Raw genomic sequence first — 24,331 nt, 5'->3', positions numbered from 1 at the left:
AAATCAATTCGCTTTCTAATCCTCTTTTCGCATGAAATAGAGGAGGGTTTGAAGTTCGCTAGTAAGATCGACATACTGAACAACTACGTCTTTAGGAAGATGTAGGTGAACAGGAGAAAAACTGAGGATACCTTTGATACCAGCATCAACCAAAAGTTCCGCAACTTCTTGAGATTTAACACTAGGAACAGTAAGAATAGCAGTTTTAACATCACTATCCTTAACTTTATCCTTTATTTGAGAGATTCCATAGATTGGGACACCGTCGGGTGTCTTGGTACCAACCTCAGGATGATCATCTAGGTCAAAAGCCATGATGATTTTCATTTTATTACGCTCATGAAAGCGGTAGTGGAGGAGGGCATGTCCCATATTTCCAATACCCACAAGCATAACATTGGTAATAGAATTATCATTTAAAAGATCAGCGAAAAAGTTCATGAGCTTTTTGACATCATAGCCAAATCCACGACGTCCAAGTTCACCAAAGTAAGAGAAGTCACGACGAACAGTGGCAGAATCAATTCCAATCGCTTCTGCAATTTGTTTGGAATTAGCTCTTTCAATTTTCTCGGCATTAAATCTTTTAAAAATACGGTAATAGAGAGAAAGTCTCTTTGCTGTTGCTTTAGGAATAGCAGACTGTTTTTCTTTCACAAAATCACAACCTTTCTATCTACTATTTTATAGAAAGCTTGTGAAAATTGCAACAATAACGAAAAAAAACTAAGAAAAAATCTTAGTTTATCTTAGTTTCGTGGTAAGTTCTTAAAAAGCGGTAGAGGTTACCAAGAAGTCCTTGATAGATTTCAACTCCATCATGTGTTAATGAAGTAATATGAGTAGTATCAGGGAGAGTTACACAACCTGATAGAGAGAGCATAAGAGCTTCATAGTCTTCGTATTCTTGCACACGCTCTACTTGATAGGAGTCCTTGTAAGTTAATCGAAACATAATGACCTTCTATCTTTCGCTTTTTGTAAATACGCCACGTTCAACCAGGCTATCCATCAAAAAGTAGAATTTCTCTTGGTGGATATGAGTTTCTTCTGATTTGAAGATATCAACTAAACGTAGACCAAATTTATCAGTGATATTGATTTTTACACCAGTTAAGTCTTTGTTGATGATAATCTTAAGTTGGAATCCTTCTCCGCTATTTGGAACTTTTTCAAGTAGACGCGTTAATTCATAGTTCCCAACTTTAGTTTCAAAAAAAGTATTATCTTTAAGCGTAAATTTTTTAACAGTTGGACTAAGTGTGTATTCGTAACGACAATTTTTAAGTTTAATCGTTTGTTCAAATGCCATTAAGTTTATCCTCCGATGATATTTTTAAGAGTTTTAGCAAGAGTTATCATTTCTTGTTCTGTATTTTGAGGTGAAATGCTGACGCGTACAGACTCGTGTAAGCGAGGGGATTCTTCTCCGTAGAAGGCTTGAAGAACATGACTGACCTGAACAACACCAGCTGTACAAGCAGAACCTGTTGAAATAGAAATACCTTCAAGGTCTAAACGAAGCAGTAGTAGATCGTTGCGTTGTCCCGGAAATCCGATATTTAGGACATAAGGGAGTTGCTCTTTACCTTGATTGAGATAATAGGTTGATCCAGCCATTTCAGTTAGAAAAACTTTCTGTAGTTTTTGAACTTTATTAAAGTTAGCCTCTAGATGATCTATATCGTCCTTAAGAGCTGCAACCATACCTATAATTGCGGGAAGGTTTTCTGTCCCTGCTCTTTTTTTCTGTTCTTGATCTCCACCATGTAGATAAGGATCAAAATCTGAAGAAGCAGCGTATAGGAAACCGATACCCTTTGGACCGTGAAATTTATGAGCAGAGGCACTGAGGAAATCTATTCCTAGTTCTTCAGGAAGAATCTCTAGCTTCCCGACAGCTTGAACAGCATCTACATGATAAGCTGCTGAATGGACTTTTAAAATCTGACCAATTTCAGCGATTGGTAAAAGAGTACCTGTTTCATTGTTAACATACATAGTTGAAACGAGAATAGTATCTTCACGCAGAGCATTTTTGACTTGATCTGCAGTGATTTCTTGATTGTCGGGTTTTAAAATAGTCACTTCAAACCCAAAATTTTCAACCAAATATTCAATTGGCTCAAGCACAGCGTGATGCTCAATAGCAGTAGTAATAATGTGTTTTCCGCGATTTTGATGACGAAGACAGTAGCCGATAATAGCTGTATTATTACTTTCTGTACCACCAGAGGTGAAGAAAATGTGTTGGGGCTTTGTACCTAGTAAACCTGCTAATTCTTGACGGGCTTCACGTAATAATTTACCTGCCTGGCGCCCATGACCGTGAATACTAGAAGGATTGCCATAAGTCTCCTGCATGACTTGAGTCATTGCTGAGATAGCTGCAGATGACATGGGTGTCGTAGCAGCATTATCTAAATAAATCAAAAACTCACCTAATTTCTATTTAAATTTAAATAGTGGACTAACTGGTTTTCTTTCATGAATACGAACCATGGCATCACCAATTAGTTCGCTTGCGGTAATATATTGTACATTCTTAGGTTTTTTACTTTCTGTCAATACAGAATCTGTAACCAAGACTTCCTTGATATTAGCTTCATCCAACAACTCCGCAGCACCGTTGACGAACAATCCATGGCTGGATACCGCGTAGATTTCAGTAGCACCATCGCGTTCCAAAATTTTAGCAGCTTCAGAGAAAGTACGGCCTGTATTAAGAATGTCATCGATTAAGATTGCTTTCTTACCTTCAACCTCTCCGATAATGTAACCTTGACTACGTTCAGAATCATCTTGGGCATAGTCAATGATAGCAATCGGAGCATCAAGGTATTCAGCAAGGCTACGAGCACGTTTTACACCTGAGTTTTTAGGGCTGACAACAACCACATCTGGACCAGTTAAACCTTTATCAATGTAGTGTTTTGCAAATAGCGGAATTGTATAGAGGTTATCTACAGGAATATCAAAGAAACCTTGTACCTGAACAGCATGAAGGTCCAGTGTCAAAACACGGCTAACTCCAGCTTTTACCAACATATTTGCAACAAGTTTAGCTGTAAGAGGTTCTCGAGAAGAAGCAATACGGTCTTGACGAGCATAACCAAAGTATGGAAGCACAACGTTAATGGTATTTGCACTAGCACGAACACAGGCATCAACCATGATTAATAGTTCCATCAAGTGGTTATTTACAGGGTAGCTTGTTGATTGGATGATATAAACATCATATCCACGAACACTTTCTTCGATATTAACCTGGATTTCACCATCGGAGAATTGACGTGATGATAACTTTCCAAGTGGAACACCTGCAGCATCTGCAATTTTTTGAGCAATTTCATGATTGGATGAAAGTGAAAAAAGCTTCATATTCTTTGTATCTGACATTGATAAACCGTCCTCTATAAACTAAGTAAATCGGTGAAAAAACATTTTTTAAGGAAAGTGTTTTCTTTCACAGATTCTATTATTTTTATCTCTTCTATTTTATCAAAAAAAGAAGATAATTTCAGTTTTTTTTCATATTTTCTATAAATCGTACTAATTTAGAAGGGGCTTTCTTGTATTGGATCTCATTTACTTGTAAAAACTCCTGAAAATCAAGACTTCCTTGGTCACCATTCTCAACCTCTAGCTCTAGTTCATAATCTACAATATCAAAGTAGCGGCTTTGGTCAAGCGCCATGAGTCCAATAGCTGTTTCTTTTTCGTAACGAACAGTAGTTAGGCAACCTAAAACCACCCAACCACTTGTTGAAAGTCCTCGACTTTTTAGTTCTTCTAGAATCATCCCCTGGGGGAGTTTACAATTTTCAAGACAATATTTAGCTTCCTCAAGAGTAAGGGCTTGGTTGTATTCCATATTTCCGACTTCTTGAGGAATCTTAATAGTCAATTCTGCGCTTGTATCGAACGTACGAATGCGCATAGCGATTTTATGCTGGCGAAGATAAAAATCAGGCGTATCTAGGTAGTAATTTTTTTGAGTAACAGGAGTGACTTCTGAAAATTGAGTTAGCAATCGATCATATTCTTCTTTGCTAAGAAGTGTTTTCATTTCTATTTCTAAATGTTTCATTTTTACAACCTTTTCTTTATATTTGAAAGCGATTTATGGTATAATAAGCATTGTATTTATTGTATATGATTTTCATGAGAAAATCAAAAACTAGATAAATGAAACTGCATAGAGAATTGGACGTAAGAGTAATATGATTACAGAATGGGAAGAATTTTTAGATCCTTACATTCAAGCTGTCGGAGAATTAAAAATAAAACTCCGAGGAATCCGAAAACAATACAGAAAACAAAACCGACATTCTCCAATCGAGTTTGTCACAGGTCGGGTTAAACCGATTGAAAGTATCAAAGAGAAAATGGCACGCCGGGGTATTGGCTATGACACACTTGAACAGGATTTGCAAGATATTGCAGGTTTACGTGTCATGGTTCAATTCGTAGACGACGTAAATGAAGTTGTTTCTATCCTTCGTAAAAGACAGGATATGAGAGTTGTTCAAGAACGTGATTACATTACTCATCGAAAGGCTTCGGGTTATCGTTCTTACCATGTGATTATTGAGTATATGGTTGATACGATTTACGGTGCAAAAACCATTCTAGTTGAGATTCAAATTCGTACCTTGGCTATGAACTTTTGGGCTACAATCGAGCATTCTCTCAATTATAAATATCAAGGAGATTTCCCAGAGGAAATCAAGGAACGACTCGAGATTACAGCCAGAATTTCACATCAGCTAGACGAAGAAATGAGTAAAATACGTGCTGATATCCAGGAAGCACAAGCGCTCTTTGATCCTTTGCACAGAAAATTAAATGACGGGGTAGGAAACAGTGACGATACCGATGAAGAATACAGGTAAACGAATTGACCTTATTGCCAACCGTAAGCCTCAGAGTCAGAAAGTTCTATTCGAGTTAAAAGAACGATTAAAAAAGAATAATTTTATCCTGAATGATAAAAATCCAGATATCGTCGTCTCTATTGGTGGAGATGGGATGTTGTTGTCTGCTTTTCATAAGTATGAAAACCAACTGGATAAGGTTCGTTTTGTTGGGGTTCATACAGGACATTTAGGTTTTTATACGGATTATCGTGATTTTGAGTTGGACCAATTGGTTACAAATTTACAGTTGGATAACGGTGCTCAAGTGTCTTATCCACTCCTAAGTGTCAAAATATTTCTCGAAAATGGTGAAGTCAAGTCTTTCCGAGCACTAAATGAAGCTAGCATTCGTCGAGCGGATCGAACTATGGTTGCTGATGTCATTATTAACCATGTTCCCTTCGAACGCTTTCGTGGTGACGGCCTAACCGTTTCAACGCCGACTGGAAGTACTGCTTATAATAAATCACTTGGTGGAGCAGTACTGCACCCGACTATAGAGGCCCTACAATTGGCTGAAATTGCTAGTTTGAACAACAGAATCTACCGCACACTAGGTTCATCAATTATTGTTCCTAAAAAAGACAAGATTGAATTGATACCAACTCGAAATGACTATCACACAATCTCAATCGATAATAGTATTTATTCTTTCCGAAATATTGAGAAAATAGAGTATCAGATTGATCACCACAAGATTCATTTTGTAGCCACGCCAAGCCACACCAGTTTTTGGAATCGTGTCAAAGATGCCTTTATTGGTGAGGTGGACGAATGAGGTTTCAGTTTATTGCCGACGAACATGTCAAGGTCAAAACCTTTTTGAAAAAACATGAAGTTTCAAAAGGGTTACTTGCCAAGATTAAGTTTCGAGGTGGTGATATTCGAGTTAACGGGCATCCGCAGAATGCAACCTATCTCTTAGATATTGGAGATGAAGTCGTCATTGATATTCCGCCAGAGGAAGGATTCGAGACACTTGAAACAATTGATTATCCTCTAGATATTCTATTTGAAGATGATCATTTCTTGATTATCAACAAACCCTTTGGAGTCGCTTCAATCCCTAGTGTCAATCATTCTAATACCATTGCCAACTTTATTAAGGGCTACTATGTAAAACAAAACTATGAGAATCAGCAGGTTCATATTGTGACTCGACTTGATAGAGATACTTCTGGATTGATGCTTTTTGCTAAACACGGCTATGCGCATGCCAGATTAGACAAGCAATTGCAAAAAAAAGCTATTGAAAAGCGTTATTACGCCTTAGTCAAGGGGGATGGTCATCTGGAACCTCAGGGAGAAATCATCGCTCCAATAGCCCGGGATGAAGATTCTATCATCACTCGACGAGTAGCAAAGGGTGGAAAATATGCCCATACGTCCTATCAAATTGTGGCATCTTATGGGAATATTCACTTAGTTGATATTCGTCTCCACACCGGGAGAACCCACCAGATTCGGGTTCATTTCTCGCATATTGGTTTTCCGTTGCTCGGAGATGATCTTTATGGGGGAAGCTTAGAACATGGCATCGAGCGCCAGGCTCTACATTGCCATTACTTATCGTTCTATCATCCTTTCTTAGAAGAGCAGTTAGAGCTAGAATGCCCACTGCCGGATGATTTCGACACACTTATTACACAGTTATCAAATAATAATTTATCTTAAAAGGAGTCAAAACTCATGGAAGTTTTTGAAAGTTTGAAAGCCAACCTAGTTGGTAAAAATGCACGCATCGTTCTACCTGAAGGTGAAGAACCACGTATCCTACAAGCAACGAAGCGCTTGGTAAAAGAAACAGAAGTTATCCCTGTACTCCTAGGAAACCCTGACAAAATTAAAATCTATCTCGAAATCGAAGGAATTACAGAGGGATACGAAGTCATCGATCCAGAACATTACCCTCAATTTGAAGATATGGTAGCTTCACTTGTTGAACGTCGTAAAGGAAAAATGACAGAAGAAGAAGCGAGAGAAGTACTCATCAACGATGTTAACTACTTTGGTGTTATGTTAGTTTATATGGGCTTGGTTGATGGTATGGTTTCAGGAGCTATTCACTCTACAGCTTCAACAGTTCGTCCAGCTCTTCAAATCATTAAGACTCGTCCTAATGTGAGCCGTACATCAGGTGCCTTCCTTATGGTTCGTGGCACTGAACGTTACTTGTTTGGTGACTGTGCTATCAACATCAACCCAGATGCTGACGCTCTAGCTGAAATTGCTATTAACTCTGCTATCACTGCTAAAATGTTTGGTATTGAACCTAAAATTGCTATGCTTAGCTATTCAACTAAAGGCTCAGGTTTTGGCGAAAGTGTTGACAAGGTAGTTGAAGCAACAAAAATCGCACACGACTTGCGTCCTGACCTTGAAATCGATGGTGAGTTGCAATTTGACGCTGCCTTTGTTCCAGAAACTGCAGCTCTTAAAGCACCAGGAAGTAATGTAGCTGGACAAGCTAATGTCTTTATCTTCCCAGGTATTGAAGCTGGTAACATTGGTTACAAGATGGCAGAACGTCTAGGGGGATTTGCTGCAGTTGGACCTGTTTTGCAAGGACTTAACAAACCAGTAAATGACCTTTCACGTGGATGTAACTCTGACGATGTTTACAAACTAACTCTAATTACAGCAGCACAAGCTGTTCATCAATAAGAATGGTATCCCTCTTTTCCTATTGGTAAAGGGGGATTTCCTTTTTATTAAAATATCATTCATCTGCAAAAATAGCCAAAATATGGTAAAATAGTCAGTAATCATCTATGTTTTATAGAATAAGTTTGTATGAAGAAAAGGAAATAAAATGGCAACTATTCAATGGTTTCCTGGACACATGTCTAAGGCACGTCGTCAGGTCCAGGATAATTTAAAATTTGTTGATTTTGTGACAGTTTTAGTGGATGCACGCTTGCCCTTGTCTAGCCAAAATCCAATGCTGACTAAAATCATCGGGGACAAACCAAGACTATTGATTCTGAACAAGGCAGACCTTGCAGACCCAGCATTAACAAAAGAGTGGCGTCAGCACTTTGAATCGCAAGGAATTCAAACGCTTGCTATCAACTCTAAAGAGCAAATTACGGTAAAAGTCGTGACCGATGCTGCAAAGAAACTCATGGCTGATAAGATTGCTCGTCAAAAAGAACGTGGTATTCAAATCGAGACCTTACGTACAATGATTATTGGGATTCCAAACGCAGGAAAGTCAACTCTGATGAACCGTTTGGCTGGTAAGAAAATTGCTGTAGTTGGAAACAAGCCTGGTGTGACAAAAGGCCAGCAATGGCTTAAAACCAATAAGGATTTAGAAATTTTGGATACTCCAGGAATTCTCTGGCCAAAATTTGAAGATGAAACCGTCGCCCTTAAACTTGCACTTACGGGAGCCATCAAGGATCAGTTACTTCCAATGGATGAGGTAACGATTTTCGGTCTCAATTACTTTAAAACACATTACCCCGAGAAGCTTCAAGAACGTTTTAAACAAATGAATCTGAACGATGAAGCTCCAGAAATCATTATGGATATGACTCGCATCCTAGGTTTTCGTGATGATTACGACCGTTTTTACAACCTTTTTGTCAAAGAAGTTCGTGATGGAAAACTTGGTAACTATACCTTAGATACATTGGATGATCTCAATGACAACGATTAAAGAAATCAAAGAAGAATTAGCAAAGATAACTGATCTTGAAAGTCCCTTTTTTAAGGAATTTGAAAAAGATTTTCGTTCAGGTGTCCAAAAGGAAATTGAAAAGCGTAAAAAGGCCATCCAAGCAGAAATAGATGAAAATCTTCGCTTAGAAGCTATGCTTCGATATGAAAAAGAACTTTACGTTCAGGGGATTAACCTAATTGCAGGTGTAGATGAGGTTGGACGTGGTCCGCTAGCTGGTCCAGTGGTGGCTGCTGCAGTGATTTTACCTCAAAATTGTAAAATTAATGGTTTAAATGACAGCAAAAAAATTCCTAAGAAAAAACACGAGGAGATTTTTCAGGCTGTCAAAGAGAATGCCCTAGCAATCGGTATCGGGATTATGGACAATCATGTCATTGACCAAGTTAATATCTATGAAGCGACGAAACTAGCCATGAATGAAGCTATCTCTCAACTTGAACCTCAGCCAGAACATCTTTTGATTGATGCTATGAAGTTGGATTTGCCGATTTCTCAGACATCCATCATCAAAGGGGATGCCAACTCCTTATCTATTGCAGCAGCATCGATTATAGCTAAAGTTACCAGAGATAAGATCATGGCTAACTATGACGAAGAATTTCCAGGCTATGATTTTGCTCAAAATGCTGGCTATGGAACTGCTAAGCATCTAGAAGGAATTGAAAAGCACGGTGTCACACCTATTCATCGCACCAGTTTTGAACCGATTAAAACGACCATTTCAGAAACTAGTAAAAGATAATTAAAGGAGAGAATTATGGAGGAACAGTCGGAAATACTTAGTTCCAAGAAAGAATTTGCTTTCGCGTCCAGTACGATCTTAGCTCAAGTTGGGCGAGGTATTATTGTCGGATTAGTCGTAGGAATTATTGTAGGATCATTTCGATTTTTAATCGAAAAAGGCTTTCATATCGTTCAAGGATTTTATCATGACCAAGAGAATCTGATACGGAATCTATTGATTATTTTATTGTTTTATATCCTCATTTGCTTACTTAGTGCCAAATTAACACGTTCAGAAAAAGATATCAAAGGTTCTGGTATTCCTCAAGTTGAAGCGGAGTTAAAAGGTCTCATGTCTCTCAACTGGTGGAGTATCCTCTGGAAGAAATATATTCTTGGTATTTTGGCCATTGCGAGTGGGCTTATGCTCGGTCGTGAAGGTCCCAGTATTCAGCTAGGTGCCGCTGGAGGAAAAGGAATTGCTAAATGGCTCAAGTCTAGCCCTGTTGAGGAGCGTTCTTTGATTGCTAGCGGAGCTGCTGCTGGACTTGCTGCAGCCTTTAATGCACCTATTGCGGGCTTATTATTTGTAGTAGAAGAAGTCTATCACCATTTTTCACGATTCTTCTGGGTTTCTACCTTGGCTGCTAGTCTAGTAGCAAACTTTGTTTCCCTTCTCATCTTTGGCTTAACACCTGTGCTTGATATGCCTGATAATATTCCTCAAATGAGTCTTAGTCAATATTGGATTTATCTGGTTATGGGGATTTTTCTTGGAGTTTCTGGATATCTATATGAGAAAGCCGTTCTAAATGTCGGGAAAGTATATGATTGGATTGGTCAAAAGATTCATCTGGATAAGGCCTATTATCCTATTCTAGCCTTTCTTCTTATCATTCCAGTGGGAATCTTCCTACCACAGATACTTGGTGGGGGAAATCAGGTTGTCTTATCCTTAACAGAACAAGATTTTAGCTTCCAAATTCTCTTCCTTTACTTCATCATTCGCTTTATCTGGAGCATGATTAGTTACGGAAGTGGACTTCCTGGTGGAATTTTCCTACCAATTTTAGCTTTAGGATCTTTACTTGGTGCTCTGGTCGGTGTTATTTGTGTCAATCTTGGCCTCGTTAGCCAGCAGCAATTTCCTATATTTGTAATTCTGGGGATGAGTGGGTATTTTGGTGCTATCTCAAAAGCACCTTTGACAGCTATGATTCTTGTGACTGAGATGGTCGGAGATATCCGAAATCTAATGCCTTTAGGGATGGTTACCCTAGTTGCTTATATTGTTATGGATCTGCTCAAAGGGGCGCCCGTCTATGAAGCTATGCTAGAAAAAATGTTACCTGAAACAGCAACTGATGATGGAGAAATTACCCTAATTGAAATTCCAGTATCAGACAAAATAGCTGGTAAGCAAGTACATGAACTCAATTTACCACACAACGTACTCATCACAACCCAAGTACATAATGGGAAAAGTAAGACAGTTAATGGATCTACAAGGATGTATCTAGGTGATATGATTCATCTCGTGATTCCAAAAAGTGAAATTGGAAAAGTGAAAGATTTATTACTATAAAAACATAATTTAAGTTATGTATATTTAGAAACAAAAAGAATAGAGGATATATTTATTACATAATTTAATTTATGCTTACAATGTAACTCTTAGACTGTTTTTTATAACCAAAGGGAGATGCTATGAGTAGAAATAAAGCTCTTTCAGTTTATTTACTTGGGACTTTTAGTCAATTATTATTAGTTTGTTTAGTTGTATTTTTCTGCAATCATTATGGGTTTCATTCTGTTCTAGTAAATATTTTCGGAGTAATGATTGGTGGAATCTCTACAGCCTTATGGGGTAGCATTGCTGCTATTTGCTATTATGAGATTGATTTAAAGAAAATAATAAAAGATTTTTTTAACATTCAGACCAGTTACAAACATTATTTATTAGCATTTTTTCTTATTATTCTTGATTTCTCTTTTCTATTTTTTTGGGGGAAAATCGTACAATTTATCTGGTATCTTCCTTTTCTGATGTTTTTCAAGTTTATTGTATTTGGCGGTTTGGAGGAAATTGGTTGGAGATATGTATTTCAGCCACTTTTACAAGAAAAGTTCCACTATTTTCAAGCGACAATTTTAACATTTATCATATGGTCAATTTGGCATTTATTGTTCTTTTATATAGATGGTTCTCTAGCCATCCTTCAAATAGTACCTTTCTTATTTGGGTTGCTGACAAATTCGTTTATTCTTTCAGCTCTTTATTTTAAAACAAAAAATCTCTGGATTTGTGTGATGACACATTCAATGATTAATGTATTTTCTCAATTGACTACGAGTGACGACCATTACGGAATGTATCTAATCAGAATTATTGTTATTGTTGCATCGTGTTATCTAGTAATGTCTAGCAAAGTTAAGTATAAAACATATTAAATAGTATTTAGAATAATTTTGAACATTTAATAGAGAGTTAAAAATCCAAATCACTTTATTGATTTGGATTTTATTGATTTTAGAGAAAATTATAAGGTTATGTAAAAGTTATTTAAACATTGGTAGAAAAACTAAGAGTTAATGTCATTTGAACAATTTTTAGTTTTCGCTTAAATAAAGTACATAATTGAGTATAATTGGCTTTAAAAAATTTTTTGGTTACAGAGAGTATGGGTTTCTTATTTGAACATTCCTAAATCTCCCCTATAACATCTTTCCGAAAAACTATAATTTTCTTGAAAAATATATCTAGCTATGCTATACTACTAGTATAGAAAGATTTGGAGAAAAATATGAAACGCGAGATCTTATTAGAACGTATCGATAAACTCAAACAAGTCATGCCCTGGTATGTTCTAGAATACTATCAATCGAAACTGGCTGTTCCATACAGTTTTACGACCTTGTACGAATACTTAAAGGAATATGATCGATTTTTTACTTGGGTTTTAGAATCTGGCATATCAGATGCTGACACCATGGCCAATATTCCCTTAGACGTTCTGGAGCACATGACCAAGAAAGACATGGAATCCTTTATACTTTACTTACGTGAACGTCCTCTGCTCAATGCCAATACGACGAAAAACGGTGTATCTCAAACAACCATTAATCGTACACTTTCTGCACTTTCTAGTCTTTATAAGTATTTGACTGAGGAGGTTGAAAATGAACAAGGTGAACCTTATTTCTATCGCAATGTCATGAAGAAGGTTGCTACCAAGAAAAAGAAAGAAACCTTGGCTGCTCGAGCTGAAAATATCAAGCAAAAGCTCTTTTTAGGGGATGAAACAGAAGGTTTCCTCAACTATATCGACCAGGAGTACCCTCAAACACTCTCCAATCGCGCCTTATCTTCATTCAATAAGAATAAAGAGCGTGATTTAGCCATTATTGCACTCCTTCTTGCCTCTGGTGTCCGTCTTTCTGAAGCAGTTAACCTAGATCTTCGAGACCTCAATCTTAAGATGATGGTGATTGATGTCACTCGAAAAGGTGGAAAACGAGACTCAGTCAATGTTGCTGCCTTTGCTAAGCCTTATTTAGAGCAATATCTTGCTATTCGAGACAAACGTTATAAGACAGAGAAGACCGATACTGCCCTCTTCTTAACCTTGTATCGAGGTGTTCCAAACCGGATTGATGCTTCTAGTGTTGAAAAGATGGTGGCCAAGTATTCTGAAGACTTTAAAGTCCGTGTAACCCCCCATAAACTGCGCCATACTCTTGCAACCCGTCTCTATGATGCAACCAAATCCCAAGTTTTGGTCAGCCACCAGCTAGGACATGCTAGCACACAGGTAACGGACTTGTATACGCATATCGTTAATGACGAACAGAAAAATGCCTTGGATAGTTTATAATACACATAATATAAATTATGTAAGTAATAGCTACAAAAAAAGAAGCTGGAAAAAACCAACTTCTTTTTTTGTTTATTCTACAACAGCTTCAGCAATTTCTTCTGCAGTAATTCCTGCGAAGTAACGGCCTAAGTTAATAGTTTGAAGGGCTTTGAGGACATCTTCACGTTCGTATTTAATGCCACGAAGGACATCTTCTACTGCTGCTACGTCTTCGATACCAAAGAAGTCACCATAAATCTTGATGTCTTGAATTTTTGACTCAATAACATTCGCAAAGATTTCAACTTTACCGCTTGGGAATTTAGTTCCACGACGGACGTTGTATTCAGGTGATTTACCATAGTTCCAGTCCCAAGTTCCAAACTTAGTTTCTTTGATTCGATTGATTTCAGCTAATTCTTCATCTGAGAATACATACTCAGTCATCTCAGGGTATTCTTTTTTCATGTATTCCAAGAGTAAATCACGGAATTCTTCAACAGTGATCTTTTCTGGCAACTCATCGATAATATTAGTTACTCGAGCACGGACTGACTTAACCCCTTTTGATTCAAACTTATCTTTAGACACTTTAAGTGCGTTAGTTAGGACAGACAAATCCACGTCAAAGAGAAGACAACCATGGTGCATGATACGGCCATTGATATAGGCTTGTGCATTTCCACAGAATTTCTTACCGTCTATTTCTAAGTCGTTACGGCCTGTAAATTCAGCTTTAACACCAAGTTCAGCCAAGGTATTGATAACTGGAGTAGAGAAGCTCTTGAAGTCAAAGGCCTTGTTTTCATCTTCTTTTGAAATGATGGTATAGTTAAGGTTGTTCAAATCATGGTAAACAGCCCCACCACCACTGATTCGTCTCACTACTTCAATTCCATTTTCACGAACATAGTCACGGTTAATTTCTTCAATCGTATTTTGGTGACGTCCTACAATAATAGATGGTTTGTTGATCCAAAGAAGGAAGATTTGATCTTCATCAAGAAGATGTTTAAAAGCGTACTCCTCTAAAGCAATATTAAAAGCAGTGTCGTTTGAATGATTGATAATGTATTTCATAAGATACCTTCTAATACGATAGAGACTGGAAAATAATTCCAGTCTAGTCTATCTATTTTTATTTTTTCTTAGGTGAATGGATAGCCATTCCAAGAACATCAGCAAATGCTTCGTACATAACTTCAGAGTATGTTGGGTGTCCGTGGATTGTCTTAAGCATTTCTTCAACAGTGATTTCCATTTCGATGATACTTGACGCTTCATTGATCAACTCTGCAGCAGCAGGACCAATGATATGGACTCCAAGGATTTCACCATATTTCTTGTCTGCAATGACTTTAACAAATCCTTGAGCAGCATCTGATGCAATGGCACGTCCGTTAGCGGCAAAGTTGAATTTACCGATTTGGACATCATATTTTTCACGAGCTTGTTCTTCAGTCAAACCAACTGCTGCTACTTCTGGAAGAGTGTAAATAGCTGCAGGAGTCAAGTTCAATTTAGCAACATGGTGATTTCCTTTAAGGGCATTTTCAGCCGCTACTTCACCCATACGGAAGGCAGCGTGAGCTAACATCTTAGTACCGTTGATATCACCTGGTGCATAGATGCCTGGAACAGAAGTTTCCATGTATTCATTAACCTTGATACGACCACGGTCTAACTCAAACTCAACTTCTCCGATACCTTCAAGGTCTGGAACACGGCCGATTGAAAGAAGAGCTTTATTTGCGATGATATCATCTTTTCCTTCAACTTTAATACGAAGTTTGCCATCTTCTTCAATGATTTCTTGAAGTTTAGTACCTGTCAAGATAGTCATACCTTTGCGTTCAAGAATCAAGCGAAGGTTCTTAGATACTTCCGCATCCATTGCTGGAACAATACGGTCCATCATTTCAATAACAGTAACTTTTGAACCAAATGTCATGAAGGCTTGTCCGAGTTCGATACCGACAACTCCACCACCAATGATAACGAGGCTTTCTGGTACTTCATTCATTTCAAGGATATCGTCACTAGTCATAACAAGTGATGATTCCATTCCAGGAACGTTAATCTTGCTGACTTTTGAACCACCAGCAAGGATGATTTTCTTAGTTTCAAGCAATTCAGAACCATTTACCAAGACATTCTTATCTTTAGTAATAGTACCGATACCCTTATGAACATCAACTCCATAACTACGAAGGAGTCCTGCAACACCACCAACAAGAGTATTAACAACTTTAGATTTAGTTTCTAAAAGTTTTTCCATATCAACAGTGAAGTTAGGATTTTCAATCACGATACCACGATTTGCTGCATGACCGATATTCTCAATAATTTCAGCGTTGTGAAGGTAAGTTTTAGTTGGGATACATCCGCGGTTCAAACATGTTCCACCAAGTTCAGATTTCTCAACAAGAGCAACCTTACCACCTAATTGAGCTGCTTTAATGGCAGAAACATAACCAGCAGGTCCACCACCAATAACAACGATATCATAAGCATCATCGCTCTTACCATCATCATTTGAAGCACTTGCTGCTGGTGCTGGGCTAGCTTCTGGAGCAGCTGCTCCAGCTGTTGGGATATTTTCCCCTTCTTCACCAAGATAACCGATAACTTCAGTAACAGGAACAGTCTCGCCGTCCCCTTTCAGGATAGCGATCAAGTAACCGTCTTCTTCTGCTTCCAATTCCATGCTGACTTTGTCAGTCATGATTTCCAAAAGGATTTCTCCTTCTTTTACAAATTCTCCGACTTTTTTATTCCATTGGACGATTTGTCCTTCTGTCATATCCACGCCGGCTTTTGGCATAATTACTTCTAAGGCCATATCTTACTTCCTTTATCTATATTTCTAAAAATAAATTCTCTAAACCAACATTGAGATTGGGTTTTCAATTAAAGCTTTCAAGTCTTTCATAAACTTAGCACCAGCCATACCATCTACGACACGGTGGTCAATTGTTAAACCAAGACTCATAATTGGACGAATCACGATTTCACCATTAACAACAACTGGTTTCTCAATTGTTGAACTAACCCCAAGGATTGCTGAGTTCGGTTGATTAATGATTGGACCGAATGATTGAACACCAAACATTCCCAAGTTACTAATGGTGAAGGTTGAATTTTGCAACTCGCTAGGAGCTAGTTTACCATCCAAAGTACGTCCGATAACATCTTTAAAGGCAACTACCAACTCAGACAAACTCAATTTTTCAGCATTATAAACAACTGGCGTCATCAAACCATTATCCATTCCTACAGCCATCGCAAGGTTGACATATTTGTGAGTGATTATTGTCTTACCATCTTCCGTTAATGAAGCGTTAATGTACGGGTGTTTCATAAGAGTCTTAACAACCGCAAGTGAAAGCAAGTCTGTAACAGTAATTTTCTTACCAGTTGCTTCCATGATTGGATCAAGGACTTTCTTACGAAGGGCAAGCATTTCAGACATATCGACATCATAGTTAAGCGTGAAGGTTGGTGCAGTCAAGTAAGATTCAACCATACGTTGAGCAATAACCTTACGCATTGGTGTCATCGGAATACGCTCGATTTCCCCATAAGGAGTTACGTTATCTGGAATTTCTTCCACTTTTTCGATCTGAGAAGGTGACTTAATCGTATCGTTTTCAATATTTTCCGGAAGGAAAGCTAAAACATCCTTCTTCATAATCTTGCCACGATGACCAGTTCCTTGGATTTCCTGCCATGCAATGTTATGTTCAAGGGCAATTCGTTTTGCAAGTGGTGAAATGCGAACCACATTAGTGTCTTTAAATGTTTCCACGTCTTCTTTGTGGACACGACCGTTTGCGCCTGAGCCAGAAATATCGTAGAGATTAATTCCTAAATCATCCGCTAATTTTCTAGCTGCAGGAGTCGCTCTTAGCTTATCATCAGCCATGACCTCTCCTATTCTATTATAAGATATCAAGGACGTAGAGAACTTTGCATCTATTAGATACAAAGCTTCTCGTCTGATTAATTTGTTTACATAATTTGTTTACATAATTTATTTTATATATTATTGTTTGTTGTGAGTTTTACGGATTGCATCTTTGATGCTTTCAACTGTTGGAATCATTGCATTTTCAAGATTTTGTGCATAAGGCATTGGTACATCCTCACCTGCACAACGGCGAATAGGTGCATCTAAATAATCGAATGCTTCTGATTCTGAGATAATAGCTGAAATTTCACCGATAAAACCACTTGTCTTGTGGGCATCGTTGACAAGAACTACTTTTCCAGTCTTCTTAACTGAGTTAATGATGATTTCTTTATCAAGTGGAACCAAAGTACGTGGGTCTACTACTTCTACTGAGATGCCTTCTTCAGCCAATTCTTCAGCTGCTTGCATTACACGACGAAGCATTTTACCGTATGTTACTACAGTTACATCAGTTCCTTCGCGTTTGATTTCTCCGACACCAAGTGGGATAGTATAGTCTGGATCAACAGGAACTTCACCTTTTTGGTTAAATTCTGATTTGTATTCAAGAATGATAACAGGGTTGTTGTCACGGATAGAAGACTTAAGAAGACCCTTCATATCAGCTGGTGTACCTGGAGCTACAACCTTCAATCCTGGGATATGAGTGAACCAAGATTCCAATGATTGTGAGTGTTGTGCTGCAGAACCTACTCCGTTACCAGCGGCACAGCGGATTGTAATTGGTACTTGACCTTTACCACCAAACATGTAACGAGTTTTAGCTGCTTGATTGACGATATTATCCATGGCAATAACAGAAAAGTCCATGAAGGTCATGTCGACGATTGGACGAAGTCCAGTCATAGCAGCACCAGCAGCTGCTCCAGAAATAGCTGCTTCGGAAATCGGACAGTCACGAACACGTTCTGGTCCAAATTCTTCAAGCATACCTACAGATGTACCAAAGTCTCCACCAAAGACACCGACATCTTCACCCATCAAGAGTACATTTTCGTCGCGACGCATTTCCTCAGACATTGCAAGGATAATGGTATCGCGGAAAGACATTAATTTTGTTTCCATATTTCTCTACTTCTCCTTAGTCTGCGTAAATATCTTCAAAAGCTGATTCTAGTGGAGGGAATGGACTTTCTTCTGCAAACTTAACAGATGCTTCCACTGCTTCCTTGACCTGAGCCTGAATTTCTTCAAGTTCTTCTGCACTAGCAATTTTATTCTCAACAAGGTACTTGCGAAGGTTTTCGATTGGATCTTTTTCTTTCCACTCATCGACTTCTTCACGTGTACGATATTTACCAGGGTCTGATGATGAGTGACCAAGCCAACGATAGGTTACACTTTCGATTAAGACAGGGCCTTTACCAGAACGAACATGGTCAACTGCTTTCTTAAATCCTTCGTAGACATCGATAACATTGTTACCGTCTTCGATAAACATTCCAGGAATGCCGTAGGCAGCACTACGCTCATGGATATGCTTGACATTAGTCATTTTCTTAATATCAGCAGATATTCCATAACCGTTATTGATACAGTAGAAAATTACTGGAAGATTCCAAATTGAAGCCATATTAACAGCTTCGTGGAATACACCTTCATTAGTCGCTCCATCACCAAAGAAGCAGACAACGATTTTACCAGTGTTTTTCATTTGTTGAGTAAGGGCTGCACCTACTGCAATTCCCATACCACCACCTACGATACCGTTAGCACCAAGGTTACCTGCATCAAGGTCGGCGATGTGCATTGATCCACCTTTACCTTTACAAGTTCCAGTATACTTACCAAGGATTTCAGCCATCATACCATTAAGGTCGATTCCCTTAGCAATGGCTTGTCCGTGACCACGGTGGTTTGAGGTGATGAGGTCGTCTTCGTTTAGAGCTAACATAGCCCCAACGTTTGCAGCTTCCTCACCAACAGAAAAGTGCGTCATACCTGGCACTTTTCCTTTTTTTACTAATTGAGCAATTTTTAAATCCATACGACGAATTTCTTCCATCTTACGGAACATCTCAAGCAAAAGATTTTTATCTAAAGTTGACATAATCTTGCCTTTCTAAGTTTAATTTCTTATAGTTCTATTCTAACTTATAGGTTAACTATAGTCAAAGATTATGCTTGATATTTTTTCACAATATAAAAAAAGAAAAGTCAATGAAATCAAGACTTTTCTTTATGTAAAATGGCTATTTCACAAACTGATTTCCATGGATATTTTCAACAAATTATTTGAATCTTTTCATAATAACTTGTAAACGCCACTGATAGAGTAATCCGCTGACAACTAAACTTACGATAAGACCTATCCAATATGAATAAGCATCGAGATTTGTTGAATAATCTAGAAACAAACCAAGAGGTATAGCAACTCCCCAGTATCCAAGGAGACCAAGGTAGAAAGGTATGACAGTATCTTTGTAGCCTCGTAAAATCCCTTGTAATGGTGCCGCAAATGTATCAGCTAACTGGAAAAATAAGCTATAGGTCATAAAACTAGCAGTTAGTTGAATAAACTCTGGATCATGACCATAGAGACTGGCAACATTTTCTCTAAAAAAATACAGAAAAGAAAGTGTTAAAATTGCGAATGCCATAGCTGATAGCCGTCCGATTTTTATGTATTTCTTAGCATCCTCTAAACGTTTAGCACCAACTTCGTAAGAAACAACAATAGCCATTGCTGTTGAAATACTCATAGGAAAAGCGTACATGAGAGATGAAAAATTCATAGCAGACTGATGACTAGCTATTATCAATGATGAAAACTTCGCCATAATCAAGCCAACGGCTGAAAAAATAGCAACTTCTGCAAATACAGTTCCACCAATAGGTAACCCCAGTTTTATCGCTTCTTTTATTTTATTCCTGTCTAAAGGTAGTCGGTTTTCTAAATGTAGTTCTTTTAATTTTTTTGGTTTAAGAAGGACTAGTATAGATATACCCAATAAGGCCCAATAAGCCATAGAGGTCCCAAGTCCCGCTCCAGCTCCTCCTAACTCAGGAAAACCAAAGGCACCATAAATTAATAAATAGTTAAAACCACTATTGAGAGGGAGCAATAAAAGCATCAAATACATGGACAACCTTGTTAACCCAAGCGCATCCAGTAATGAACGGATAACACTAAAGAGTAAGAGAGGAATAATCCCTATTGCTAAAAACCATAGATAACGAACTGCTATATTTGCTACTGCCGCTTCTAATCCCATATTATTTAGAACTAGAGGAGCAACCAGAAAAACTAAAACAAATAGAAAAATGGATAAGCCAAGCGAAAGATAAAGAAACTGATAGAAATCAGAAGCCACTTCTTCTTTTTTCCCACGTCCTAAATGATGTCCAACTATAGGAACTAAGGCAGAAACAATACCTGTTAAAAAAGTAAAGAAAGGATTCCACAAGCTAGTTGCCATTGATACACCAGCTAAATCAATAGTATTATACTGGCCGGTCATAGTCGTATCGACAAAGGAAGCCGAATAATTTGCAAATTGATAAACCAAAATAGGGAAGAAAATCTTAAGAAATAAAATGAACTTATCTTTAAAATGATGGGTTGGATACATACAGACTCTCTCTAGATTTAAATATTATAGAGCAGTATTTCATCTAGTATTTATAGACAATCTGTCCATTACAAATAGTGTATTTTACCTGCCCTTTTAAAGTTTCACCGATAAATGGTGAATTAGCTGCTTTAGAAGCAAAATGTGTGTCTACAATTCGGTCAGCTTTATCATCGAAAATGGTAATATCAGCTGGACCATTTTCAGCCAAATAACCTGCTTCAAAATGATACAATTTTGCTGGGTTTACTGTCATTTTTTCTAATAATTCCATCAAGCTTAGCTCACCAGCTTCGACTAAGTAAGTTAAACCAAGTGACAATGAAGTTTCCAGTCCTGTCATACCTGATGGTGCTTTAGTGATATCCTCGACATTCTTTTCATCAGCATGGTGAGGCGCGTGGTCAGTCGCAATGACTGAAATGACTCCTGATTTCAAACCTTCGATAACTGCCAAGCGGTCTGACTCCAAGCGAAGTGGTGGATTCATCTTAGCATTACTTCCCTTAGTCAAGAGAAGCGCTTCAGTCTTAGAGAAATGTTGCGGTGCTACTTCTGCAGTTACGTTTGCTCCCAAACCTTGAGCGAACTCCACAACCTTAACACTTTCTTCCTTGGATAAGTGCTGGATATGAACATAGGCTTTTGTTGCATAGGCGATCATAACATCACGTGCAATCATTGCATACTCTGCAACCCCTGTAGCACCACAAATATGGAAGTGTTCTTTAGCAATATTTTCATTAAAACCTAGCGTACCATTCAGACCAGGATCTTCCTCGTGTAAGCTGATAAATGTGTTGAGTTTTTTAGCCTCTTCCATAGCTTCCTTGACCACTTTACTGCTTTCAAGAGGAATACCATCATCTGAAAAACCTACAGCTCCAGCTTCTAAAAGAGCTTTAAAATCAGTTAAGTTTTGGCCATTAAAGTTCTTGGTAATAGTTGCTACAGTTTTGACATTGATTTTTTCCTTAGCTGCTGACTGCAGAACTTCTTGCAAGGTTTCTACGTCAGAGATGGTTGGATTGGTATTAGCCATCATGACAACTGTCGTAAAACCACCTGCAGCTGCTGCTAGTGCACCTGTATGAATGTCTTCTTTATGAGTTTGACCAGGTTCACGGAAATGAACATGGATATCCACCAAACCGGGTGCAACTACAAGACCAGTTGCATCAATGACCTCTGCATCTTTTTCACTAATTTGTGGTGCAATTTTGACAATTTTACCGTCTTCAACCAAGACATCACAAACCTGATCCAAACCAGACTTAGGATCCATTACTCGACCATTTTTTATTAGTAACATCTGCTTTCTCCTTTATTCGTAGAAATCCACTTGGGTATCCAATAACTTATCACCATCATAAACAAACTTTGCTGAAAAGAATGGTTTATCTTCTAAAAGCCACTCTACGAAGGTGTGGTCTCCTTCCCAGGTTGGTTTGCTTAAAACCTCATCATAAGGAACCCATTCTAAGGTCCCTTCATTACAGTCAATTAAATCACCATCAAACTCCGTCACCTTAAATACATAGGTGTACCAGTCAAGGTCTGGTGTAAACTCTGGAAAGGTGATTACACCTTTAAGAACCGGCTTAGCCTTCAAACCTGTTTCTTCTAAAATCTCGCGGGCAGCACATTCTTGTGGAGTTTCTCCACGCTCTAACTTTCCACCCACACCAATCCATTTTCCTTCATGGACATCATTAGGCTTTTTATTACGATGAAGCATGAGCAATTCTTTTCCATTATCAACGTAGCAAATCGTCGCTAACTGAGGCATATTCTCTCCTTATCTAAGCCAATCAATTGGCTCTTGTCCTGTTTCTTTTAAGAATGCATTGGCCTTGGAAAAAGGCTTGGAACCCCAAAATCCTCTGTAAACGGAAAGAGGACTCGGGTGAGCTGATTCAATAATCAGATGTTGAGGATTTGTTACCAATACCTTCTTCTTACGAGCATAAGCACCCCAGAGAACAAATACTACTGGTCTATCTAAATTATTGACAACCTTAATCACGGCATCCGTGAAAGGCTCCCATATTTGACCAGCATGACCATTGGCCTTCCCAGCAGGAACGGTCAAGCAAGCATTGAGAAGTAAAACTCCCTGCTCCGCCCAAGAAGTCAAATCGTGGGATGCTTTAACTCCAATATCATCAGCAAGTTCTTTTAAAATATTTTGCAAAGAAGGAGGTGCTGGGATATTATCTGGAACAGAAAAACTCAAACCTTGAGCCTGACCAGGACCATGATAAGGATCCTGACCAAGAATCACCACTTTAACCTCTTCAAGTGGTGTTGTTAACAGAGCCTGAAAAACTTTTTCCTTAGACGGGTATACAGTTCCTTGCGCATAGACCTGCTCCATAAACTGTTTGATTTTCCCAAAATAACCCTCAGGTAATTGCTCCTTAATCAAGGTGTGCCAAGATGAGTGTTCCATAGCCAACTCCTTCGTTAATACTGCCTCTATTATAGCAAAAAGTGGCTATGGAAACCACTTTTTACAGTTTATCTAAGAGTTCTAGCAGAGCCTGATAAGAGTCGACTTCATAAGTTGGTTGGGCTAGGCTTTTATTTTCCAGATGATGAGGATTGTACCAGATAGTATCGATGTCAGCATTATTTCCACCTTGAATATCAGCTGTTAGGGAATCTCCAATCATCAGCGTCTTTTCTTTACTAAATCCAGCAATCTGTTGACCAATTTCTTCATAGAATAGTGCATCAGGTTTTTGAGTTTGCAACTGCTCTGAGATAAAGACTTGGTTGAAATAGGGAGCCAGACCTGATTGAGCCATACGACCTGTTTGAATTGTAGTTATCCCGTTGGTGGCAGCGTAGAGTTCATAACCACGATCAATAAGGCTATCTAAGAGTTCCATGGCCCCAGAAAATACCTGCCCCTGTTGAGCTAAATAAAACTGATAACGTTCAGATAAGTATACGCCATCCTTTTCAATTCCAAAATGCGAAAACATTTTTGAAAATCGTGTGTTGACTAGTTCTTGTTTTGTAATTTTTTTCTGTTCCAAATCCCTCCAAAGTGATTTGTTCATAGGTACATAATAATCTTTGTAGGCTTGAATATCCTCAACTCCTTCTTCTTTAAGAAGTTGCGTTAAAGCCACATCCTCAGCAGTATCAAAATCAAGCAAGGTATGATCAAGGTCGAAGAGTAAAAATTTATAAGTCATCTATTTATTATCCTGCATTCATAGTTTTTATATAATTAAAAGTATAGCACAAACATAACTTTTAACAAAATAAGCATTTTAAAATGAATGAAAATTGAAGGAAAAGGTTAAACTTTACAGCCAAAAATTCACAGTCTAGTATTACGAAAATATATTAAATTTCTGAAATATTATAGAAATATAGTTCGTGATTTAAATTAAATACCATCATTTAATATTCCCAATATTACTAGAAATGTTAGCGCATTTCTATACTTTACATCTCTTAAGAACATAAAAAATATAATATTTTAAAAAACTTACATTTTAATAATAATTTGACACCTTAAACATTGATGTAAATAATTTATTGTGATATAATTCACGTTATAGGGGACTTTTAGTGTTAGACTA

General features: G+C 38.0%; 25 protein-coding genes. 9 read left to right on the top strand and 16 right to left on the bottom strand.

Translation table 11 applies throughout. The annotated features are described in order from the left end of the window. Positions 1 to 15: 15 nt before the first annotated feature. The 6 genes from LG369_RS04040 to LG369_RS04015 all read right to left on the bottom strand — a co-directional run bounded on the left by LG369_RS04040 (position 16) and on the right by LG369_RS04015 (position 4,090). On the bottom strand, positions 16 to 657 hold the full coding sequence (locus tag LG369_RS04040; RefSeq protein WP_070678918.1) for a redox-sensing transcriptional repressor Rex: 642 nt from the start codon (positions 655 to 657) through the stop codon (positions 16 to 18). A gap of 82 nt (positions 658 to 739) precedes the next feature. Then, positions 740 to 955, bottom strand: coding sequence for a DUF4649 family protein (locus LG369_RS04035; protein ID WP_004252933.1), 216 nt, complete (start codon positions 953 to 955; stop codon positions 740 to 742). A 9-nt stretch (positions 956 to 964) separates the two neighbouring features. Continuing rightward, on the bottom strand, positions 965 to 1,312 hold the full coding sequence (locus LG369_RS04030) for a DUF1831 domain-containing protein (protein WP_004252935.1): 348 nt from the start codon (positions 1,310 to 1,312) through the stop codon (positions 965 to 967). 5 nt (positions 1,313 to 1,317) lie between these two features. Beyond that, positions 1,318 to 2,433: a cysteine desulfurase family protein gene (locus tag LG369_RS04025; RefSeq protein WP_225750325.1), complete on the bottom strand. Its 1,116-nt coding sequence runs from the start codon at positions 2,431 to 2,433 to the stop codon at positions 1,318 to 1,320. 15 nt (positions 2,434 to 2,448) lie between these two features. Beyond that, positions 2,449 to 3,399 carry a ribose-phosphate diphosphokinase gene (locus tag LG369_RS04020; RefSeq protein WP_049496220.1) on the bottom strand — a complete coding sequence of 317 codons (951 nt, stop codon included), beginning with the start codon at positions 3,397 to 3,399 and terminating at the stop codon, positions 2,449 to 2,451. Positions 3,400 to 3,520: 121 nt separating this feature from the next. Continuing rightward, a complete protein-coding gene (locus LG369_RS04015) occupies positions 3,521 to 4,090 on the bottom strand; it encodes a CYTH domain-containing protein (protein ID WP_225750324.1) in 570 nt (189 codons plus the stop codon). Positions 4,091 to 4,223: 133 nt separating this feature from the next. Here LG369_RS04015 and LG369_RS04010 point away from each other — a divergent pair, with 133 nt between their 5' ends. From LG369_RS04010 to xerS, 9 genes are all read left to right on the top strand, one after another. Then, complete coding sequence (locus LG369_RS04010) at positions 4,224 to 4,895, top strand: GTP pyrophosphokinase family protein (protein ID WP_004252944.1); 672 nt, start codon at positions 4,224 to 4,226, stop codon at positions 4,893 to 4,895. Next, positions 4,879 to 5,697, top strand: coding sequence for an NAD kinase (locus LG369_RS04005; protein ID WP_004252947.1), 819 nt, complete (start codon positions 4,879 to 4,881; stop codon positions 5,695 to 5,697). The genes LG369_RS04010 and LG369_RS04005 overlap by 17 nt, the downstream gene beginning before the upstream one ends. Continuing rightward, the gene (locus LG369_RS04000) at positions 5,694 to 6,593 is read left to right on the top strand and encodes an RluA family pseudouridine synthase (RefSeq protein ID WP_225750323.1); all 900 of its coding nucleotides are present in this window, start codon (positions 5,694 to 5,696) and stop codon (positions 6,591 to 6,593) included. The genes LG369_RS04005 and LG369_RS04000 overlap by 4 nt, the downstream gene beginning before the upstream one ends. Positions 6,594 to 6,608: 15 nt before the next feature. Next, positions 6,609 to 7,583 (top strand): phosphate acetyltransferase, encoded by a 975-nt coding sequence (pta, locus tag LG369_RS03995; protein ID WP_049496230.1) that lies wholly within the window; start codon positions 6,609 to 6,611, stop codon positions 7,581 to 7,583. Positions 7,584 to 7,731: 148 nt separating this feature from the next. Beyond that, entirely contained in the window at positions 7,732 to 8,583 is an 852-nt protein-coding gene (gene ylqF, locus LG369_RS03990; protein WP_225750322.1) for a ribosome biogenesis GTPase YlqF, read from the top strand. After that, positions 8,570 to 9,349 carry a ribonuclease HII gene (locus LG369_RS03985; protein ID WP_225750321.1) on the top strand — a complete coding sequence of 260 codons (780 nt, stop codon included), beginning with the start codon at positions 8,570 to 8,572 and terminating at the stop codon, positions 9,347 to 9,349. Before ylqF ends, LG369_RS03985 begins: the two co-directional genes overlap by 14 nt. A gap of 15 nt (positions 9,350 to 9,364) precedes the next feature. Next, positions 9,365 to 10,915 (top strand): ClC family H(+)/Cl(-) exchange transporter, encoded by a 1,551-nt coding sequence (locus tag LG369_RS03980; protein WP_225750320.1) that lies wholly within the window; start codon positions 9,365 to 9,367, stop codon positions 10,913 to 10,915. 122 nt (positions 10,916 to 11,037) lie between these two features. Continuing rightward, the gene (locus tag LG369_RS03975) at positions 11,038 to 11,781 is read left to right on the top strand and encodes a CPBP family intramembrane glutamic endopeptidase (protein ID WP_070678929.1); all 744 of its coding nucleotides are present in this window, start codon (positions 11,038 to 11,040) and stop codon (positions 11,779 to 11,781) included. Positions 11,782 to 12,134: 353 nt separating this feature from the next. Further along, positions 12,135 to 13,205 carry a tyrosine recombinase XerS gene (gene xerS / locus LG369_RS03970; RefSeq protein WP_070465915.1) on the top strand — a complete coding sequence of 357 codons (1,071 nt, stop codon included), beginning with the start codon at positions 12,135 to 12,137 and terminating at the stop codon, positions 13,203 to 13,205. Between the two features lie 72 nt (positions 13,206 to 13,277). Here xerS and LG369_RS03965 read toward each other — a convergent pair whose 3' ends face one another. The 10 genes from LG369_RS03965 to LG369_RS03920 form a co-directional block, all read right to left on the bottom strand. Continuing rightward, on the bottom strand, positions 13,278 to 14,267 hold the full coding sequence (locus tag LG369_RS03965) for a lipoate--protein ligase (RefSeq protein ID WP_225750319.1): 990 nt from the start codon (positions 14,265 to 14,267) through the stop codon (positions 13,278 to 13,280). Positions 14,268 to 14,325: 58 nt separating this feature from the next. Next, entirely contained in the window at positions 14,326 to 16,029 is a 1,704-nt protein-coding gene (lpdA, locus tag LG369_RS03960) for a dihydrolipoyl dehydrogenase (RefSeq protein ID WP_006151487.1), read from the bottom strand. Between the two features lie 39 nt (positions 16,030 to 16,068). After that, positions 16,069 to 17,112, bottom strand: coding sequence for a dihydrolipoamide acetyltransferase (locus LG369_RS03955; protein WP_225750318.1), 1,044 nt, complete (start codon positions 17,110 to 17,112; stop codon positions 16,069 to 16,071). A gap of 120 nt (positions 17,113 to 17,232) precedes the next feature. Next, positions 17,233 to 18,225 (bottom strand): alpha-ketoacid dehydrogenase subunit beta, encoded by a 993-nt coding sequence (locus tag LG369_RS03950; protein ID WP_049548449.1) that lies wholly within the window; start codon positions 18,223 to 18,225, stop codon positions 17,233 to 17,235. 16 nt (positions 18,226 to 18,241) lie between these two features. Further along, complete coding sequence (locus LG369_RS03945; protein WP_036757432.1) at positions 18,242 to 19,210, bottom strand: thiamine pyrophosphate-dependent dehydrogenase E1 component subunit alpha; 969 nt, start codon at positions 19,208 to 19,210, stop codon at positions 18,242 to 18,244. Between the two features lie 181 nt (positions 19,211 to 19,391). Further along, positions 19,392 to 20,732 carry an MATE family efflux transporter gene (locus tag LG369_RS03940; protein WP_225750317.1) on the bottom strand — a complete coding sequence of 447 codons (1,341 nt, stop codon included), beginning with the start codon at positions 20,730 to 20,732 and terminating at the stop codon, positions 19,392 to 19,394. Between the two features lie 43 nt (positions 20,733 to 20,775). Continuing rightward, positions 20,776 to 22,044 (bottom strand): dihydroorotase, encoded by a 1,269-nt coding sequence (locus LG369_RS03935; protein ID WP_225750316.1) that lies wholly within the window; start codon positions 22,042 to 22,044, stop codon positions 20,776 to 20,778. Positions 22,045 to 22,056: 12 nt separating this feature from the next. Next, positions 22,057 to 22,521, bottom strand: coding sequence for an NUDIX hydrolase (locus tag LG369_RS03930; RefSeq protein ID WP_225750315.1), 465 nt, complete (start codon positions 22,519 to 22,521; stop codon positions 22,057 to 22,059). 9 nt (positions 22,522 to 22,530) lie between these two features. Next, a complete protein-coding gene (locus tag LG369_RS03925; RefSeq protein ID WP_225750314.1) occupies positions 22,531 to 23,184 on the bottom strand; it encodes a uracil-DNA glycosylase in 654 nt (217 codons plus the stop codon). 61 nt (positions 23,185 to 23,245) lie between these two features. Further along, a complete protein-coding gene (locus tag LG369_RS03920) occupies positions 23,246 to 23,938 on the bottom strand; it encodes a YjjG family noncanonical pyrimidine nucleotidase (RefSeq protein WP_225750313.1) in 693 nt (230 codons plus the stop codon). Positions 23,939 to 24,331: the final 393 nt, after the last annotated feature.

Origin of the sequence: Streptococcus sp. Marseille-Q4154 (assembly GCF_916700545.1) — a bacterium.
Classification (GTDB): Bacteria; Bacillota; Bacilli; order Lactobacillales; family Streptococcaceae; genus Streptococcus; species Streptococcus infantis_I.
Note: the sequence above shows the minus strand (reverse complement) of the source record. Positions and strands in the feature narration are given on the sequence as shown.

What these genes read in the sequence shown, in the direction of transcription:
- LG369_RS04000 (WP_225750323.1), top strand. Translation starts at nt 5,694, where the DNA reads ATGAGGTTTCAGTTTATTGCCGACGAACATGTCAAGGTCAAAACCTTT.
- ylqF (WP_225750322.1), top strand. Translation starts at nt 7,732, where the DNA reads ATGGCAACTATTCAATGGTTTCCTGGACACATGTCTAAGGCACGTCGT.
- xerS (WP_070465915.1), top strand. Translation starts at nt 12,135, where the DNA reads ATGAAACGCGAGATCTTATTAGAACGTATCGATAAACTCAAACAAGTC.
- LG369_RS03975 (WP_070678929.1), top strand. Translation starts at nt 11,038, where the DNA reads ATGAGTAGAAATAAAGCTCTTTCAGTTTATTTACTTGGGACTTTTAGT.
- LG369_RS03965 (WP_225750319.1), bottom strand. Translation starts at nt 14,267, where the DNA reads ATGAAATACATTATCAATCATTCAAACGACACTGCTTTTAATATTGCT.
- LG369_RS04015 (WP_225750324.1), bottom strand. Translation starts at nt 4,090, where the DNA reads ATGAAACATTTAGAAATAGAAATGAAAACACTTCTTAGCAAAGAAGAA.
- LG369_RS03980 (WP_225750320.1), top strand. Translation starts at nt 9,365, where the DNA reads ATGGAGGAACAGTCGGAAATACTTAGTTCCAAGAAAGAATTTGCTTTC.
- LG369_RS03925 (WP_225750314.1), bottom strand. Translation starts at nt 23,184, where the DNA reads ATGGAACACTCATCTTGGCACACCTTGATTAAGGAGCAATTACCTGAG.
- pta (WP_049496230.1), top strand. Translation starts at nt 6,609, where the DNA reads ATGGAAGTTTTTGAAAGTTTGAAAGCCAACCTAGTTGGTAAAAATGCA.
- lpdA (WP_006151487.1), bottom strand. Translation starts at nt 16,029, where the DNA reads ATGGCCTTAGAAGTAATTATGCCAAAAGCCGGCGTGGATATGACAGAA.
- LG369_RS03985 (WP_225750321.1), top strand. Translation starts at nt 8,570, where the DNA reads ATGACAACGATTAAAGAAATCAAAGAAGAATTAGCAAAGATAACTGAT.
- LG369_RS03955 (WP_225750318.1), bottom strand. Translation starts at nt 17,112, where the DNA reads ATGGCTGATGATAAGCTAAGAGCGACTCCTGCAGCTAGAAAATTAGCG.
- LG369_RS04030 (WP_004252935.1), bottom strand. Translation starts at nt 1,312, where the DNA reads ATGGCATTTGAACAAACGATTAAACTTAAAAATTGTCGTTACGAATAC.
- LG369_RS03940 (WP_225750317.1), bottom strand. Translation starts at nt 20,732, where the DNA reads ATGTATCCAACCCATCATTTTAAAGATAAGTTCATTTTATTTCTTAAG.
- LG369_RS04010 (WP_004252944.1), top strand. Translation starts at nt 4,224, where the DNA reads ATGATTACAGAATGGGAAGAATTTTTAGATCCTTACATTCAAGCTGTC.
- LG369_RS04005 (WP_004252947.1), top strand. Translation starts at nt 4,879, where the DNA reads ATGAAGAATACAGGTAAACGAATTGACCTTATTGCCAACCGTAAGCCT.
- LG369_RS04035 (WP_004252933.1), bottom strand. Translation starts at nt 955, where the DNA reads ATGTTTCGATTAACTTACAAGGACTCCTATCAAGTAGAGCGTGTGCAA.
- LG369_RS04020 (WP_049496220.1), bottom strand. Translation starts at nt 3,399, where the DNA reads ATGTCAGATACAAAGAATATGAAGCTTTTTTCACTTTCATCCAATCAT.
- LG369_RS03930 (WP_225750315.1), bottom strand. Translation starts at nt 22,521, where the DNA reads ATGCCTCAGTTAGCGACGATTTGCTACGTTGATAATGGAAAAGAATTG.
- LG369_RS03935 (WP_225750316.1), bottom strand. Translation starts at nt 22,044, where the DNA reads ATGTTACTAATAAAAAATGGTCGAGTAATGGATCCTAAGTCTGGTTTG.
- LG369_RS03945 (WP_036757432.1), bottom strand. Translation starts at nt 19,210, where the DNA reads ATGTCAACTTTAGATAAAAATCTTTTGCTTGAGATGTTCCGTAAGATG.
- LG369_RS03920 (WP_225750313.1), bottom strand. Translation starts at nt 23,938, where the DNA reads ATGACTTATAAATTTTTACTCTTCGACCTTGATCATACCTTGCTTGAT.
- LG369_RS03950 (WP_049548449.1), bottom strand. Translation starts at nt 18,225, where the DNA reads ATGGAAACAAAATTAATGTCTTTCCGCGATACCATTATCCTTGCAATG.